Source organism: Citrobacter sp. Ce104 (assembly GCF_030334595.1).
Taxonomy (GTDB): domain Bacteria; phylum Pseudomonadota; class Gammaproteobacteria; order Enterobacterales; family Enterobacteriaceae; genus Citrobacter; species Citrobacter europaeus.
This window is the reverse complement of sequence record NZ_JAOWDP010000050.1, coordinates 19,699-36,540: the sequence shown is the minus strand read 5'-3', so window position 1 is coordinate 36,540 and position 16,842 is coordinate 19,699. Positions and strand designations below refer to the sequence as shown.

The following is a 16,842-nucleotide window of genomic DNA, read 5'->3' as shown; positions in this document are numbered from 1 at the left end:
ATAACATCGATGCGCCGCATCTTTCACTATCTGGTTAATAATATTCGCGAGCATTTTATGCTCTACATTATTTTATGGTCGCTACTGGCAATTATGGATGTTATATATATTATGTTTTTTTGATCTCATTACGCTGACATTAATTGACATAAACTGATGTTAGTTGAATTTTCATTGCATTAAATTGAATAAGAAAAAAACCTACAAACCCCGAAAGCAGGCCTTGATACTCGCATTCCTCTCTAAATGCCTGATGATAACTTCACAAGTCAATCAATTATTTTGAGTTAACAATAAATATCAGCGCCATTGTTATTTATTAGTTGCATTAATGTCTTTTCCGCGCCATTTTCATTCACTTCTGAAATATCTAACGGTGTGCTTATGCAATTCAATAATAGTCCACAACGCTATGGCATAGTGTCTGCCGTATTACACTGGCTGACTGCGATTGTTGTATATGGCATGTTCGCGCTGGGTTTATGGATGGTCACGCTCAGCTACTACGACGGCTGGTATCACCAGGCCCCTGAACTGCATAAAAGCATCGGCGTTCTGCTTATGATGGGATTAGTCATCCGCGTCGTCTGGCGATTGCTCTCCCCTCCACCTCCTGCGCTGACAAATTATTCCCGTTTAACCCGCATCGCTGCGGCAGTGGGTCACCTCGCGCTATACACATTGCTCTTTTCTATTGTCATCAGTGGATATTTGATTTCCACCGCTGATGGCAAAGCGATAAGCGTATTTGGTTGGTTTGACATCCCAGCGACCCTTGCCAATGCGGGCGCTCAGGCCGACCTCGCAGGTAGCCTGCACCTGTGGCTTGCATGGTCCGTGGTGGTTTTATCGCTTCTGCACGGACTGATGGCCCTGAAACATCACTTTATCGATCACGACGATACCCTCAATCGCATGTTGGGAAAATCGTCATCTGACAATGGAGCTTAAAATGAAAAAAAACCTGCCTGGACTGACACTCGCCGCTTTGTTATTCACCGCTGGCTCGGCCGTGGCGGCAGATTACAAGATTGACAAGGAAGGACAGCATGCCTTTGTTAATTTCCGTATCCAGCATCTGGGTTACAGCTGGCTGTACGGCACCTTTAAAGATTTCGACGGTACATTTACCTTTGATGAGAAAAATCCCGCAGCCGATAAGGTCAACGTGACCATCAACACCAACAGCGTTGACACCAATCACGCTGAACGCGACAAGCACCTGCGCAGCGCAGATTTCCTTAACGTGGCCAAATTCCCACAGGCGACGTTTAGCTCCACCAGCGTGAAAAAAGAAGGGAACGATCTGGATATCACCGGTAATCTGACCCTGAACGGCGTCACTAAGCCGGTTACGCTGGACGCAAAGCTGATAGGTCAGGGCGGCGATCCGTGGGGCGGTACGCGCGCTGGTTTTGAAGCACAAGGGAAAATTAAACTGAAGGACTTCAACATCACCACCGATCTCGGTCCGGCGTCACAGGAAGTGGATCTGATAATCTCAGTGGAAGGTGTCCAGCAGAAGTAAAACATGAGTTGCCGGATGAGGTCTTACCCCTCAGCCGGCATCATTTTATTGCGTGGGATCCGGAATGCCCAGCTTGGTATTCAGGCGACCGCGTGATTTATTAAAGATTTTGTTGCCATTTTCGCGGCCAGCGCGACGACGTCGTTGCTCTTCTTCCGGCAACTCACTCTCTTCGCTGCACAACTCGCTACAGCAGCCGTTATATTTTTGCGCACAGGCCGGGCACTGGATAAACAACAGATGGCAGCCATCATTTTTGCAATTGGTATGGCTGTCGCACGCCGTTCCGCATTGATGGCAATGCGCAATGACATCTTCAGAAATTCTTTCACCCATACGCTCGTCAAAAACGAAGTTTTTACCGACAAAACGCACCGGAAGTCCCTGTTCACGCGCCTTGCGGGCATATTCAATAATACCGCCTTCGATGTGCCAGACTTTGCTAAATCCGTTGTGTTTCATCCATGCGCTGGCTTTCTCACAACGGATCCCGCCCGTGCAATACATAACGATTTTTTTATCTTTATGCGCCTGCATCATTTCAACCGCTTTCGGTAACTGATCGCGGAACGTGTCTGCCGGAATTTCCAGTGCATTCTCGAAATGGCCCACTTCATATTCATAGTGGTTGCGCATATCAATGAATACCGCGTCAGGATCGTCCAGCATGGCGTTTACTTCTGCCGCCTTCAGGTAATCCCCCACGTTGCTGGCGTCAAATTGCGGATCGTCAATCCCATCCGCCACGATGCGTTCACGTACTTTCATACGCAGCACCCAGAACGATTTACCGTCATCATCCAGCGCGATATTCAGACGCAATCCGTTTAATGCGGGATCAAACGCATAAAGCTGCTGGCGAAATGTCTCGACGTTGCTTTGCGGTACGCTGATTTGTGCGTTGATTCCTTCATGAGCAAGATAGACGCGCCCGAAGACGTTCAATGCGGTGAACATCTGGTACAGTGCATCACGTGTGTGCTGAGGATTGGTAATAGTGAAATATTTATAGAATGAGATCGTCGTGCGCGGCTCAGTCTCGGCCAGCATTTTGGCTTTGAGGGCGTCGTTCGAAATGCGGTTGTGTAACACTGGCATGGTGTACGTATCCTGCAAATTGGGAGTAAATGGAAATCGGCGAGATCATAAAGCAAACATCGCCAATTTACATCCACACATTTTGCGCTACATTTCTTACTTCAATATAAACGCGCAACAACAATTGATGGTTTAATCACCGTTCTCCCGTCACAAATTTTTGATATGCACGAAAAAATGCGACAATACAGGGAATTGGTCGTTTGAAGACAGGATAGACATGACGAATTTACCCAAGTTTTCGGCTGCGTTACTGCATCCACGTTATTGGTTAACCTGGCTGGGCATTGGCATCCTTTGGTTAATCGTGCAGTTACCCTACCCGATTCTTTATAAGTTGGGCTGCGCATTAGGTCGCCTGGCGTTACGTTTAATGAAACGTCGGGTAAAAATTGTATCCCGCAATCTGGAACTGTGCTTTCCGCAGATGAGCGAGCGGGAACGCCAGCAGATGATCGTCAAAAACTTTGAGTCCGTTGGCATGGGCGTGATGGAAACCGGAATGGCCTGGTTTTGGTCCGACAAGCGCATTTCACGCTGGACGGAAGTTATCGGGATGGAGCATATCCGCGACGTTCAGGCACAAAAGCGGGGAATATTGTTAGTGGGTCTGCACTTTTTGACCCTTGAACTGGGTGCGCGTCAGTTTGGTTTGCAGGAGCCGGGTATTGGTGTGTATCGCCCTAACGACAACCCGCTGCTCGACTGGCTACAAACCTGGGGCCGTATGCGTTCGAATAAATCAATGCTCGACCGTAAAGACCTGAAAGGAATGATTAAAGCGTTGAAAAAAGGCGAAGTGGTCTGGTATGCGCCGGATCATGACTACGGTCCTCGCGCCAGCGTGTTCGTACCGCTTTTTGCTGTTGAACAAGCCGCAACGACCTCCGGGACCTGGATGCTTTCGCGTATGTCCAATGCCTGTCTGGTCCCGTTTGTTCCTCGCCGCAAGCCTGACGGTAAAGGGTATCAATTGATTATGCTGCCTCCGGAGTGTTCTCCGCCGTTAGACGACGCGGAAACTACGGCTGCGTGGATGAATAAGATTGTTGAGCAATGCATCATGATGGCTCCTGAGCAGTACATGTGGCTGCACCGTCGCTTCAAGACGCGCCCCGAAGGCTCCCCTTCCCTGTATTAAATCGCTGTTGCAGTCCTGAGGACTGCAACACTTTCCCTGCCCGCTTTAGGTTTAGCTGCTATCCGCATTGCAGCAACTATCAACCAGGCGCATAATTAGTCTGCTTACTTATATTCAATCGATAGCGCAAACAGCGCGTCACACTGCGGAACGCTATGTCACCCTCAGATGCTCCCATAAACTGGAAACGCAACCTCACCATTGCCTGGCTGGGTTGTTTTTTAACCGGCGCCGCATTTAGCCTGGTTATGCCCTTTTTGCCGCTCTATGTCGAGAGTCTGGGCGTCACGGGTCATAGCGCCCTGAACATGTGGTCAGGCCTGGTCTTCAGCATCACGTTTCTCTTTTCTGCCATCGCCTCTCTCCTTTCTGGGGTGGCCTTGCCGATCGCAAAGGGCGAAAAATCATGCTGCTGCGTTCCGCGTTGGGCATGGCTATTGTGATGCTGCTGATGGGCCTGGCGCAAAATATCTGGCAGTTCTTGATCCTGCGCGCCCTGTTGGGTCTGCTCGGCGGTTTCATTCCCAACGCTAATGCGCTGATCGCTACCCAGGTTCCGCGCAACAAAAGCGGCTGGGCGCTGGGTACGCTCTCAACCGGAGGCGTCAGCGGCGCGCTGCTCGGACCGTTAGCCGGCGGGCTGCTCGCGGATCAGTACGGTTTACGCCCGGTATTTTTCATCACTGCCAGCGTGCTGCTGGTTTGTTTTATCCTGACGCTATTTTTTATCCGCGAGCGTTTCCAGGCGGTAAGCAAGAAAGAGATGCTGCACATTCGCGAAGTGGTAACCTCTTTAAAGAACCCAAAACTGGTGCTGAGCCTGTTTGTCACTACGCTTATCATTCAGGTAGCAACCGGCTCTATTGCGCCCATTCTGACGCTATACGTTCGCGAGCTGGCTGGTAACGTCAGTAACATCGCTTTTATCAGCGGGATGATTGCCTCCGTTCCGGGTGTGGCTGCGTTAATAAGCGCCCCAAGGCTTGGCAAACTCGGTGATCGAATTGGCCCCGAGAAGATCCTGATTGTGGCTCTGGTCATCTCCGTGCTGTTGCTTATTCCAATGTCATTCGTACAGACGCCCTGGCAATTGGGGGTTCTGCGCTTTTTATTGGGTGCCGCCGATGGGGCTTTGCTCCCGGCGGTACAAACGCTGCTGGTCTATAACTCAACGAATCAGATCGCCGGGCGGATTTTCAGTTATAACCAGTCATTTCGCGACATCGGCAACGTAACAGGACCATTAATGGGGGCGGCGATATCTGCCAACTATGGTTTTCGCGCCGTCTTCTGTGTGACCGCGGGCGTCGTACTATTTAACGCCCTCTACTCATGGAATAGCCTGCGCCGTCGCCGGAGTCCTGAGGCCGCAGGATGATTTGAGTGTATTTATCATCTCAGAATCGAATGATATTTTTCACCCGACACTCATTTAAGTCTTAATTGTAATAGTAACATACCTTATTCCTGCCAGTATTTTTGGCCTCATACAGCGCAGCATCTGCATATGAAACGACTTTGTCCGCTGATTCATCATCAGTTTTGCTACAATATACGCCAATACTTATCGTCATTTTTTCTTTCAACTCATACGCATTTGGTATTGCCGTACCATTCTCAATATTCCGTCTAATTCGTTCCGCTATCACAATAGCTTCATCTTTATCGTTACACTTAAGCAGGATCGCAAATTCTTCGCCACCTACCCTTGCAAAAATATCCGTATCCCTAATTGATTTATTGATAATATTGACAACACTGATTATTACTCTGTCACCTTCCTGATGACCGTAGGTATCGTTAATCCGTTTAAATTTATCAATATCCAACACCATTACACTCACTACGCCTTTTGCTAACGCTGATTTTAATGACCTGTAGAACAGTTTGCGGTTATATATTTTCGTCATTGCGTCTTTAATAGCTGAATCCGTTTCTTTTTTCAGGATGATGAAGGTGTTGTACATAAGTATTGATATTATACACAGGGTACTTATTACCTCAATGCCCCTGCTGACATACCAAATATACATGCTGTATTCATCCAGACTCAGAAGTAGTACGTTGGTTAATATTCCCGAGCAACACAGCAACCCTATGCTTTTCCACAATATATTTTTCATTCTGGTTTTAATGATTAAATACAACAGAACCAGACTCCAGGACACAATAAGTGAATAAATATACCCAATATGCCAGTGCACCGTGACATTATCAGGTTTCAGGCTTGTGATCTCGATTGTAAAATTAGGGTTGTAACTGGCCAGAATGTGCGCCACAACAGCGATTACCAGCATGATTAAAAAAGCCAGAACGATATAGCAAGGTTCTCTTTCGTTGGTTTCAATAACTGTCGAAGTTTCTTTGTAAGACTTTAAAGATATGAATAACAATGCTATAAAACTGACCTGTCGAAAATAATAGAATATAGCAATATCGTTTGTTCTTTTTTCGATCGAAACATTGTCATTAATCAAATTCTGAACGATGTAGATAGTCTCAGCAAAAAAAACATCATTCCCAAGAAATGCCATTCCTAGTATCATTAAGCAGGTGAGATCTTTTCTACAAAGATACTGGAACAACATAAACAGGAAAATTATTCCGTATAAAAAGAATAGCCCTACAATTATAATTAAATATACTGTTTGCGGTACACTCTGTATTGTTAATTTAAATTGTGTAAGACACAACCCCCCAAGAATATAACCAGCCAAACAGATTACATAGAAAGCCATCAACCTTCCATTATTTGAATTACTGTTATCCATAACAACCTTAGGAGAATTCTTAATTTTGCATTTTATATATTAAAGCATTAATTTTTGCAAACATTATAACAGCACAAGTTCAATGATATTGATTCATTCCCAAATTAATGATTTTATATAGATTTATAACATCTGGTATTAATCATCTATTATTATGTATGCTTTTGAAACGCTCATCAAAGCGTTAACAAAGTCCATACACTAAGGATATCTAAGCATTACCATTGATGCTTGCTGGTTTATTGTTTTTCAATAATTGCATATGCAACACTCCCGACCGTAAAATTAATTTTCTCCTTTGATTTAAGAGTGTTATAAAAAATTCAGTGCATGACTGCCTGCAGGAATCCACACAAAACCTTAGCAAAAGCCTGTTGGTGATAAAGGTTTTCTTATATGACGTCCGCTTTTATTTTTTTGATTTTCATTACTACATTGCAAACCACATACATTACTATTTTTTCTTGATTTTTTTTCCTGATATTCCGTCGGCTTCAGTATCTGCCAATGTAAATTTTTGCATAAACTACCTGGATTACTTTTATCCAGCTTCATAGACATTGCAGGCGGTGATCATCTGATTGAGTTAGCCACGCTGCCAACGGGTTTGACGCTCTGCGAATCGCCGTCTATAGATTGAATCATCACCCTTTATTGTTCGCCTTAGGAGAAGGAATATGGCAAAGAATGACATGAATTTTTATGCCACGCTGGAAGAGGCTATTGATGCGGCTCGGGAAGTGTTTCTGGCTGATAACCCTGACCTTGAGTCAGACGACGCCAGCGTTCAACAGCTAAGCGTCCAAAAATACGTGCTACAGGATGGTGACATTATGTGGCAGGCGGAATTCTTTGCTGACGAGGATGATGTAGATGGTGAATGCCTGCCAATGTTGAGTGGCGAAGCCGCGCAAAGTGTTTTTGATGGTGACTACGATGAAATTGAGATTCGTCAGGAGTGGCAGGAAGAAAACACGCTTCACGAATGGGATGAAGGTGAATTCCAGTTGGAGCCTCCCCTGGATACCGAAGAAGGTCAGACCGCAGCCGATGAATGGGACGAGCGATAGTTATTCGTAAGGTCCATGGTGAATGTCGAGCGGTAGCAGCAGCGTATCAAATACCAGCGAAAATGGCAGGTCGAGGATGGTGACGTAACGCCACGCGGAGTCACGTACATCCCATTGCACACCAGGATAGTATTGGTTTCCGTGCCCTTGTCCTGGGATAGTTCGGCTAATAATGCTGCCGCATCCGCTCAGGAAGATCACCATAATTCCCACGGCTACTATTCGCACCTGATATCTCCCGCCTCTTTTATTCAGTATAAAAAAATACCGGCACCAGGCCGGTATTTTCACATTACATAACGCTTATTTTTTCCTGAGCGCCAGCGGATTCAGGGTCAGCCCCTGATAGTAATTCACCCATGAAGAATACTTATCAGGTGAATTCCAGACGCGATAGTGCAAACGCGCCATCGTCACCGGATCGCTCAACAGCACCAGGCGGCGGTCACGGTTTAGTTTCTCCGGCGTTTCATTCAGCGCCTGCTCCACATGGCGGTCGCGGGCAATCTCAAGTACGTTACTCGCACGGTGACGCGCAGTCGCCATTGCCGTTGCCAGTGCGTTAAATGACGGGTTAAACACCGCATGCATAAAACCGTCGTCCAGCGTACGCTTGCGGTTCATCACCAGATAGGTATCCGTATCCACCAGCACCTGCGGCGGAGAATACTCCTCCGGGATCAGGAACAGCTTCCAGCGCTTGGTACGTAACCCAACCGTAGAGCGGCTGGAAATAACGGACACAAACGGCGACAGGATCAGCGAGAAGACAATCGGCGCCAGCCAGAACAGGAAACGCAGATCCAGCCAGGCCATACCCACCGCCCACACCAGCCCCAGCAGCAACTGAGACCCGTGACGCATAAACGCTTCACCCCACGGGGTCGAATCGTCATCACGCTGCGGCGAATTCCACACCACTTCCCAACCGAGGAAAGCACTCACGACGAAGACGGTATGGAACAGCATACGCACCGGCGCCAGCAGGACGGAGAACAAAACCTCCAGCAGCAGCGACAGCGTAACGCGGATAAACCCACCGTACTCTTTCGTTCCTTTACACCAGATGAGCAAAATACTCAGCAACTTCGGCAGGAACAGCAGGACCATCGTTGAGGCAAACAGCGCGATTGCCAGTTCAGGTCGCCATTGCGGCCATACCGGGAATAGCTGACGCGGTTGCAGGAAGTACTGCGGTTCAGTCAACGCATGCACCACCTGCAATGCGGTCGACAACGCGAGGAACATAAACCAGAGTGGTGCCGACAGATAGGACATAACGCCAGTCAGGAACACCGCGCGGTGAACCGGGTGCATCCCCTTCACCAGGAACAGACGGAAGTTCATCAGGTTGCCATGACACCAGCGACGGTCACGCTTGAGTTCATCCAGCAGGTTCGGCGGCAGCTCTTCATAAGAGCCCGGCAGATCGTAGGCAATCCACACGCCCCAACCAGCACGACGCATCAATGCCGCTTCCACGAAGTCATGGGAGAGGATCGAGCCCGCAAATGAGCCTTCGCCCGGTAACGGCGCGAGTGCGCAGTGCTCGATAAACGGCTTCACGCGAATAATCGCGTTATGACCCCAGTAGTGCGATTCACCCAATTGCCAGAAGTGAAGCCCGGCGGTAAACAGCGGTCCATAAACACGGGTCGCAAACTGCTGGCAGCGTGCATACAGTGTATCCATACCGGAAGCCTTCGGTGAAGACTGAATAATCCCGGCATTTGGATTCGCTTCCATCAGGCGCACCAGCCCGCTCAGACAGTCGCCGCTCATCACGGAGTCCGCGTCCAGCACGACCATGTAGCTGTACTGATTTCCCCAGCGGCGGCAGAAGTCATCAATGTTGCCGCTTTTACGCTTCACACGACGACGACGACGGCGATAGAAAATCTGCCCTTCGCCCTGCACTTCGGCAATCAGCTCCATCCATGCTTTTTGTTCTGCCACGCAGATATCAGGATTGTAGCTGTCGCTCAGGATATAAACATCGAAATGCTCAGCGTTGCCCGTTGCTTTGACCGATTCCCACGTGGCGCGAAGTCCCGCAAATACGCGGTCTACGTCCTCGTTACAGATAGGCATAATCAATGCCGTACGATGTTCGGGATTCAGCGGTTCGTCACCAACCGTTGAGGCCGAGATGCTGTACTTATCTCGCCCAATCAGCAGTTGTAGGAAGCCCATCAGCGCGGTCCAGAATCCCGCTGATACCCAACAGAAAAGCACGGCGAACAAAATCAGAATGCCGGTCTGGAGCATGTAGGGCAGCAGTTGCATAAAGGAGACCCACAAATCCTGCCCCATCATGTCTACAGGATTAATGAATGCCCACCCCTGATACGGAAGGATCGTCTTCATATACCAGGTTGCTACGACCGTTTGCGCCAGCGTTAAGATCAACAGCGTATAGCGGCGAATGGTGCCTACGGTACGCCATTTTTGCTCACTCTCTTGTTCTTCTTTCGTCAACCGAGAAAGATAACGCGGAGTCACATCGCGCCCACGCAGACGATCCCAAAAACGGCCAACCGGGTTGGTACGCCAGGGATCGGGGAACATAGAGGTACGCGTTGCTTTTGGCATCGCCTGCAGTTGATCGCGGCCCTCATCATCCTTAACCAACTGCTCTTTAGCCAGAGAATCCGGCCACGCTTGCTCAAGGCGAGCTTTTACAGAACCCTGCGGTGAATCATCTTCGCGCGAGTAAGTACGATGCTCGGCATCCAGCGCCTGATGAACGGCGCGGATGTCAGTTTTCGGCAGTGCCGCTTTTTCGATATCCGAAAGCGGCATTGCGTCAATATACTCAGTTGTCTTATTCATTGGCAGGTAACTGGTAGCTCCAGGTTTCACTCAGCGTCTGATCGGCATTGACCAAGGCAGCACGCATTTCAGTGGTTTTCTTCACGTCTTTCACTTTCACGCGCAGCATCAAACGCCAACCTTTAGATACCGGATTGTAGCGCACGGTGCTTTCAACGATTTCGCCGTTGTCGCCAATACTGGTTTGTGCGGTAACCGGGGTATCCTGCGGCAGCTTTTTCATATCTGTGCCGGTAAAGTCCACCACAAACGCGATGGTACCGTCAGGCTGACGAATCAGGTTGGACTGTTTTACATCACCGGTAGAACGACGAGTCTGCTGTACCCAGGCGCTATCAGGCGCATGAAGCTTGTCTTCATCACGCGTGAACGTCAGTGTGTACTTGAAGTTCATCTCTTTGCCGGCTTCTGGCAGTTGATCCGGCGTCCAGTACGCAACGATGTTATCGTTAGTTTCATCGTTAGTTGGGATTTCAACTAACTCAATCTTACCTTTACCCCAGTCACCTTTTGGCGTGATCCAGGCGCTTGGGCGCAGATCGTATCGATCGTCGATATCTTCAAAACGAGAGAACTGACGGCCACGCTGCAGCAGGCCGAAACCTTGCGGGTTTTCCATGGCGAAGCTGCTGACCGCCAGATGTTTCGGGTTATTCAGCGGGCGCCAAATCCACTCGCCGTTGCCAGCGTGGATAGACAAACCGTTAGAATCATGCAGTTCCGGACGATAGTTAGTTGCCGGAGAAGGCTGGTTTGGTCCGTACAGGAACATACTGGTTAACGGTGCTACGCCCAACTTGCCTACTTTATCGCGCAGATAAACTTTGGACTGAACATCAACTACCGTGTCACGGCCAGGAATGATGACAAAGCGATACGCTCCGGTTGCACGCGGAGAATCCAGCAAGGCATAAATGGTCAAACGTTTATCAGTTGGTTTCGGACGCTCGATCCAAAACTCACGGAAGCGGGGAAACTCTTCGCCAGAAGGCAGAGCGGTATCAATCGCGAGACCGCGCGCAGACAGACCGTAGACCTGGCCGGCACCCAGAACACGGAAATAGCTGGCACCGAGCATGCTGACGATTTCGTCGTTTTTATCTTTGCTGTTGATCGGATACAGCACTTTGAACCCGGCGAAACCGAGATCTTTTACCGTGTCTTTATCATGCTGAACATCGCCAAAATTAAAATAATCCGGGCTGTATTTGATTCTTTTCACCGCGGTGGCGGTAACTTCGTTGATTTTGACCGGTGTGTCGAAGTACATACCCTGGTGGTAGAACTCGAGCTTAAATGGGGTCTTGAGATTGCTCCAGTAAGCTTTATCGCGGTTAAACTGGATCTGCTGATAATCCGCATATTTCATGTCGCGGAAAACGGAGGGCAAGTTACTTTTTGGCGCCTCATAGCCTTTACCGGCTAAGGATTGAGCTTGTTTTGCAACATCATCAATGCTGAACGCCCAGCTCGATGATGTGTACAGCGTTAACATAACTGCTGCACCCAACCAACGCATTTTCATCATTTGTAGTTTATGTTTCATAATTAGTAAGCACTTCCCCCTTTGTGTGCTTATATTGATCCGATCCATTTTAATGGATAATCGGGTATTCCGACAACTGAATCCCTGTATTGTTCGCGCGCTGGCTCATGGTTTAATCAGGTTCAACTACCTGTTTTCACTTTGCGTGCTTATCCTGGAGACAGGTTGTTGGACTTCGTGTAGGGTTGCCCTCGAATGTAACCATTATTCGTCTTAGGGATAAGACGAAAAGTCTGAGAATACATAACTGTCTATGAGCTCTGTATCACCACCACGCGAATATTTTCTTGATTCCATCCGTGCCTGGCTAATGTTGTTAGGGATCCCATTCCATATTTCATTGATTTACTCGACCCACACCTGGCACGTGAACAGCGCCGAACCATCGTGGTGGTTGACTCTGTTTAACGACTTCATCCACGCTTTTCGCATGCAGGTCTTCTTTGTCATTTCAGGTTATTTTTCCTACATGCTGTTTTTGCGCTATCCCTTAAAGCGCTGGTGGAAGGTGCGTGTAGAACGCGTGGGGATCCCAATGCTCACCGCGATTCCATTGCTTACGCTGCCGCAATTTATCATGCTGCAATATGTAAAGGGAAAAGCAGACAGTTGGCATACTCTCAGCGGTTACGATAAGTACAATGCGCTGGCCTGGGAGCTGATTTCCCATCTGTGGTTTCTACTGGTTCTGGTGGTGTTAACGACCGTGAGCATGTGGGTGTTCACCCTGATGAAAAACAGGCTTACGCAAAGCGATTCCGCCAGCGCGCCTGCGGTGTCAATGGCTAAATTAACGCTGATTTTTATCTTGTTGGGTGTCGGCTATGCCGCCGTCAGAAGGACGATTTTCATCCTTTACCCTTCGATTCTCAGCGATGGCATGTTCAATTTTATCGTTATGCAAACGCTGTTCTATGTGCCTTTCTTTATGCTCGGCGCACTGGCGTTTATCAACCCGAATCTGAAGGCGTTGTTTACCACGCCGTCGCGCGGTTGCACCCTGGGCGCTGCATTCGCATTTGTTGCATACCTGCTCAATCAGCGTTACGGCAATGGTGATGCCTGGATGTATGAAACCGAATATGTCATTACCATGGTCATGGGACTGTGGATGGTGAACGTCGTCTTTTCGTTGGGTCACCGTTTGCTTAATTTCCAGTCGGCCCGCGTGACTTATTTTGTCAACGCGTCGCTGTTTATCTATCTGGTGCACCACCCGTTAACGCTGTTTTTTGGCGCTTACATCACACCGCATATCTCGTCGAATCTGCTGGGTTTTCTCTGCGGTTTGCTGTTTGTGGTTGGGATTGCGGTCATACTGTACGAAATCCATTTACGTATACCGCTGCTGAAGTTTCTCTTCTCGGGTAAACCGCCCGTGAAACAGGATAAAAACAAGGCCGTGGCTGGCTAGATTTTCTCGCATTCATCGTGTGGCTCAAAGCAGCCACTCAATGGGTAACACGGATGCCAGCTTTACCAGAACCCGCTTCCAGAATCCTGTGGCGGGTTCTTTTTTTAATACCTGTTCACTGCCGGCAAGTCGGTCAACCCAATTAATTCTTCCCCAACGATCAAGACGCAGCTGCCAGGCCATATCACGCTGGCTTTGCATAAACCGTTTATGAATCAATCCGGCCAGCACTTCACTTTCAATCACAAATCCCATTTCCGTATTGAGTAGCGTCGAACGGGGATCAAAATTAAGCGAGCCGATAAACACTTTGCGATCGTCAATACTGAACGTTTTCGCATGCAGGCTGGAGCCTGAATTACCTGTTAATCCACGATCGTGAACGACCGAAACGCGATCGCGGGTCGGTTTAAGTTCGTACAATTCTACACCGTAGCGCAGCAGTTTTTTTCGCCAGCGCGCATAGCCAGCATGGACGATCGCCACATCATTCGCCGCCAGTGAATTGGTTAAAATAGCAATCTTGACGCCTTTTCTTACCAGTCTCAGGAGCTGCGCCACGCCGGCGCGAGTCGGCACAAAGTAGGCAGAGATAATATCAATACGTTCGGTTGGCGAGCCCATCACGTCGAACAAACGCTGCGGTAATAGCGAGTGGCGCGGCGCTTTCCCTTCTCCTTTTGCAGGATCATCGCTCAGCAAACGTGTTTTCGCCCAAATCAGCGGCAGCGAACGTTGATCGACACTGGACATAAACTGGCTGGTTTCCAGCTTATGCAGATAGCGACGGGTAATATCATCGTTATACCAGGATTCAGGTAGCTCGATACGTTGCACAGAATCTGACTCAGACATCTCAAGCACGTTTTGCAACGTTGAAACCGAGCGGCAGCGCCAATAACGCTCGAAATCATCCGCAACATCTTTGACAACCGGTCCGATAGACATGACGTCCAGGTCGGAAAACAGCGGTTGTTCACCCGCGCCAAAATAGGCATCGCCAATATTACGCCCGCCAACGAGAGTCACGACACCGTCAGCGGTAAAACTTTTATTGTGCATGCGCCGATTAAGCCGGGCAAAATCGGTTAAATAGCCCAGCGCGCGCAGAATGCGAAAGGAAAAGGGATTAAACAGGCGAACTTCAATATTAGGGTGATTGTCCAGCAGACGCAGCGTGTCATCCAGACCTGGCGTGTTGTTATCATCCAGCAACAAACGCACCCGGACGCCCCGCTTCGCCGCAGCCAGCAAAACGGAAAATAGCAATAGCCCGGACATGTCGTTTTCCCAGATGTAATACTGCACATCAAGGGTACGTTCCGCCATTTCCGTTAACCGATAGCGAGCTGCAAACGCATCGAGGCTATCATCCAACGCAAGAATGCCGCATTCTCCCGGGTGGTTTTCGCAAAGTGGCGTGATGGCGCGCTCAAGTCGGGTCATATCAGTCCGTGTTATCATCGCCTTGTTGTGTTAGCAACCTCTTATAAAGTTGAGCGTTTTCTTCATCAAAGCACACGAAGTATATCTGATCAGGAAGTGCGCGGCGGGTAATAAATTTCAACACCGTTTTTACCGCTATTTCTGCCGCTGCGGCGCGGGGATAGCCATAAGCCCCGGTGCTGATCGCCGGAAAAGCAATGGATTGATACCCATTAGCCAGGGCCAGTTGCAGCGTGTTTAAGTAAGCTTCCTCGAGTCGTTCGGCCTCATGATGACCTCCACCTTGCCAGACAGGTCCTACGGTGTGGATGACCGCTTTTGCCGGAAGGTCCCCCGCCAGAGTGATAACCGCATGCCCCGTCGGACATTCTCCTTGTTGCTGGATTACCTGTTTGCAGGCTGCCAATAATGCGGGTCCGGCAGCGCGATGGATCGCGCCATCAACGCCACCGCCGCCCAGTAGTGATGAATTGGCCGCGTTGACAATCACATCAACAGCGACCGTCGTAATATCGCCATGTAACACATGAACACGCGATTGCATAAGTACCCCCTGACAAAACACTATTCGTTAAGTGTACAGCAGGGTTTTCCTTGAAATCTCACTTTTTAACCGCAAGTGTGCATATCTACGCCACAGCGACTCATTTATATTCAATATTAAGAATTGCCATGTTTTTTTGTTCATTGAGGTAGTGCATTTTGACTGTGGCAATTTGTTGCACGTTCTGAGAGGTTGTCGCGAGCTGTTGTTGATTGTAGAGGCTATTCCGGGTAGTGCCGTCACGCATACATGATAATTCAATTTGCTGCTGCTGGGTGTTCACGTCGCAAGGCGATTCAACGATTGCACCGCGAAAATGAATAACCCCGCCGGTTGTGATTTGCTGCGCCATTGTGGGGAGAGTCAAAAGAGAAAAAGTACACAAACTGGCACTTAAAATACGCTTTAATAATGTACACATAAGGGTTCCTCAATGATTAGCCATCCTTGAGGGATCGAAATGATCCTTCACCGCTGCGATTAACGATCAAATACAAACGTTCACACGTTTCTATATTCATAGAACAGCACCGCATTCCCAGCCACACACTTAATGCAAATAAAGCAAAAATTTATGGATGACTGTTTGAGTCAGGCCATTGTTGTGATAGATGCAGAGACTGCCCATCTGAAACGGTAACGATAATTTTGACCGAATCCTCAGGTGAAATATTAAAGCTCAGTTTGGTTAATTCAATCGGCCGATTAGCAGGGACCGAAAGGCTTGTTTTCTGCTGCGATTGGCTTTGTCCCCCCTGCCCTTTGCGTACGGCAAGGACTTGTACCTCACATACGCAAGGTTGAGTTAACGTCACCTGAGGAATAATGGTGTACATATCACCTTGCTGAGTTGTATTAAATGTTATTTGATTTGCCAGCGCGGCAATGAGTAATAACGTATGCATCTTATTCTCCCGAAAAAAAAACAGGGCTCACGCCCTGTTTATTATCAGTCATAAAACTGAATTAGTGTTGGTTAGCTGTGGCGTTGTTGCCAAATCCAACCTGGCGGATCAGAACGTTGGAGTCAGACGCAGTCTGATTAACCAGCGCACCGTTACGGCCACCGAACTGGGTTACACTAATATCAGCATTTTTAGCATTCCACTGATCAATAGTAGCGCTGTTCTGGAAGCCAGTCTGTTTCAGGTTAATGGTACTGTCATCAGCGCCCTGACCCACTACAGCCCCGTTGCCACGCCCGTTTTGTGTGATGGTGACATCTGATTTACGTGCATCACTTTGCAGAGCATTCGCTACGTTGCCAGTCCCATATTGGTAGATACTCATTGAAGAGTCCGGGCCATAGTTACTACCGCCACCATGATGATTGCCGCCCCATTGCGGAACAACACCAGCCAGAGCACTGCCAGAAACTACGATTGCTGCGAATGCTGCCACTTTTAAAAGTTTCATGGTAAACCCCCATCGGATTGATTTAAACGTCGTTAA

At 48.6% G+C, this 16,842-nt stretch carries 17 protein-coding genes and 1 pseudogene; 7 read left to right on the top strand and 11 right to left on the bottom strand.

Features of this window, described 5'->3' with window-relative positions; all coding sequences use genetic code 11:
- Positions 1 to 9 precede the first annotated feature (9 nt).
- From OGW16_RS04900 to OGW16_RS04890, 3 genes are all read left to right on the top strand, one after another.
- Entirely contained in the window at positions 10 to 123 is a 114-nt protein-coding gene (locus OGW16_RS04900) for a YceO family protein (protein ID WP_003846814.1), read from the top strand.
- A 261-nt stretch (positions 124 to 384) separates the two neighbouring features.
- Positions 385 to 951, top strand: coding sequence for a cytochrome b (locus OGW16_RS04895; protein WP_043015889.1), 567 nt, complete (start codon positions 385 to 387; stop codon positions 949 to 951).
- Position 952: 1 nt separating this feature from the next.
- Positions 953 to 1,528 carry a YceI family protein gene (locus tag OGW16_RS04890; RefSeq protein WP_043015888.1) on the top strand — a complete coding sequence of 192 codons (576 nt, stop codon included), beginning with the start codon at positions 953 to 955 and terminating at the stop codon, positions 1,526 to 1,528.
- Positions 1,529 to 1,573: 45 nt separating this feature from the next.
- Here the strand turns inward: OGW16_RS04890 and trhO are convergent, their stop codons facing one another.
- Positions 1,574 to 2,626 (bottom strand): oxygen-dependent tRNA uridine(34) hydroxylase TrhO, encoded by a 1,053-nt coding sequence (gene trhO / locus OGW16_RS04885; protein ID WP_087050871.1) that lies wholly within the window; start codon positions 2,624 to 2,626, stop codon positions 1,574 to 1,576.
- A gap of 220 nt (positions 2,627 to 2,846) precedes the next feature.
- Between trhO and OGW16_RS04880 the strand changes: the two genes are divergently transcribed.
- Positions 2,847 to 3,767 carry a Kdo(2)-lipid IV(A) acyltransferase gene (locus OGW16_RS04880; protein WP_047412136.1) on the top strand — a complete coding sequence of 307 codons (921 nt, stop codon included), beginning with the start codon at positions 2,847 to 2,849 and terminating at the stop codon, positions 3,765 to 3,767.
- A gap of 155 nt (positions 3,768 to 3,922) precedes the next feature.
- Positions 3,923 to 5,145 (top strand): annotated as a pseudogene (mdtG, locus tag OGW16_RS04875) (multidrug efflux MFS transporter MdtG).
- Between the two features lie 61 nt (positions 5,146 to 5,206).
- Here mdtG and OGW16_RS04870 read toward each other — a convergent pair.
- Positions 5,207 to 6,505, bottom strand: a complete 1,299-nt coding sequence (locus OGW16_RS04870) for a sensor domain-containing diguanylate cyclase (RefSeq protein WP_231130608.1) — start codon at positions 6,503 to 6,505, stop codon at positions 5,207 to 5,209.
- A 393-nt stretch (positions 6,506 to 6,898) separates the two neighbouring features.
- Positions 6,899 to 7,093 (bottom strand): hypothetical protein, encoded by a 195-nt coding sequence (locus OGW16_RS04865; RefSeq protein WP_157787649.1) that lies wholly within the window; start codon positions 7,091 to 7,093, stop codon positions 6,899 to 6,901.
- Between the two features lie 137 nt (positions 7,094 to 7,230).
- Between OGW16_RS04865 and OGW16_RS04860 the strand changes: the two genes are divergently transcribed.
- Positions 7,231 to 7,608 (top strand): MysB family protein, encoded by a 378-nt coding sequence (locus OGW16_RS04860; RefSeq protein WP_043017882.1) that lies wholly within the window; start codon positions 7,231 to 7,233, stop codon positions 7,606 to 7,608.
- Here the strand turns inward: OGW16_RS04860 and OGW16_RS04855 are convergent, their stop codons facing one another.
- The 3 genes from OGW16_RS04855 to mdoG all read right to left on the bottom strand — a co-directional run bounded on the left by OGW16_RS04855 (position 7,609) and on the right by mdoG (position 11,968).
- Positions 7,609 to 7,836 (bottom strand): YceK/YidQ family lipoprotein, encoded by a 228-nt coding sequence (locus OGW16_RS04855; RefSeq protein ID WP_047413529.1) that lies wholly within the window; start codon positions 7,834 to 7,836, stop codon positions 7,609 to 7,611.
- A 75-nt stretch (positions 7,837 to 7,911) separates the two neighbouring features.
- On the bottom strand, positions 7,912 to 10,440 hold the full coding sequence (mdoH, locus tag OGW16_RS04850) for a glucans biosynthesis glucosyltransferase MdoH (protein WP_032941800.1): 2,529 nt from the start codon (positions 10,438 to 10,440) through the stop codon (positions 7,912 to 7,914).
- Positions 10,433 to 11,968: a glucans biosynthesis protein MdoG gene (gene mdoG, locus OGW16_RS04845; protein ID WP_087050897.1), complete on the bottom strand. Its 1,536-nt coding sequence runs from the start codon at positions 11,966 to 11,968 to the stop codon at positions 10,433 to 10,435. The genes mdoH and mdoG overlap by 8 nt, the downstream gene beginning before the upstream one ends.
- A gap of 271 nt (positions 11,969 to 12,239) precedes the next feature.
- On the opposite strand from mdoG, the gene mdoC reads away from it, so the two are divergent.
- Entirely contained in the window at positions 12,240 to 13,400 is a 1,161-nt protein-coding gene (mdoC, locus tag OGW16_RS04840; RefSeq protein WP_075144850.1) for a glucans biosynthesis protein MdoC, read from the top strand.
- A 24-nt stretch (positions 13,401 to 13,424) separates the two neighbouring features.
- Here the strand turns inward: mdoC and OGW16_RS04835 are convergent, their stop codons facing one another.
- The 5 genes from OGW16_RS04835 to csgA form a co-directional block, all read right to left on the bottom strand.
- A complete protein-coding gene (locus tag OGW16_RS04835; RefSeq protein WP_286518026.1) occupies positions 13,425 to 14,864 on the bottom strand; it encodes a phospholipase D family protein in 1,440 nt (479 codons plus the stop codon).
- Positions 14,848 to 15,390: an O-acetyl-ADP-ribose deacetylase gene (gene ymdB / locus OGW16_RS04830; RefSeq protein WP_047412151.1), complete on the bottom strand. Its 543-nt coding sequence runs from the start codon at positions 15,388 to 15,390 to the stop codon at positions 14,848 to 14,850. Before ymdB ends, OGW16_RS04835 begins: the two co-directional genes overlap by 17 nt.
- Before the next feature lie 100 nt (positions 15,391 to 15,490).
- Entirely contained in the window at positions 15,491 to 15,811 is a 321-nt protein-coding gene (locus tag OGW16_RS04825) for a YmdA family protein (RefSeq protein ID WP_043015877.1), read from the bottom strand.
- Between the two features lie 151 nt (positions 15,812 to 15,962).
- A complete protein-coding gene (gene csgC / locus OGW16_RS04820) occupies positions 15,963 to 16,295 on the bottom strand; it encodes a curli assembly chaperone CsgC (protein WP_043015876.1) in 333 nt (110 codons plus the stop codon).
- Positions 16,296 to 16,356: 61 nt separating this feature from the next.
- A complete protein-coding gene (gene csgA, locus OGW16_RS04815; protein WP_043015875.1) occupies positions 16,357 to 16,806 on the bottom strand; it encodes a curli major subunit CsgA in 450 nt (149 codons plus the stop codon).
- Positions 16,807 to 16,842: the final 36 nt, after the last annotated feature.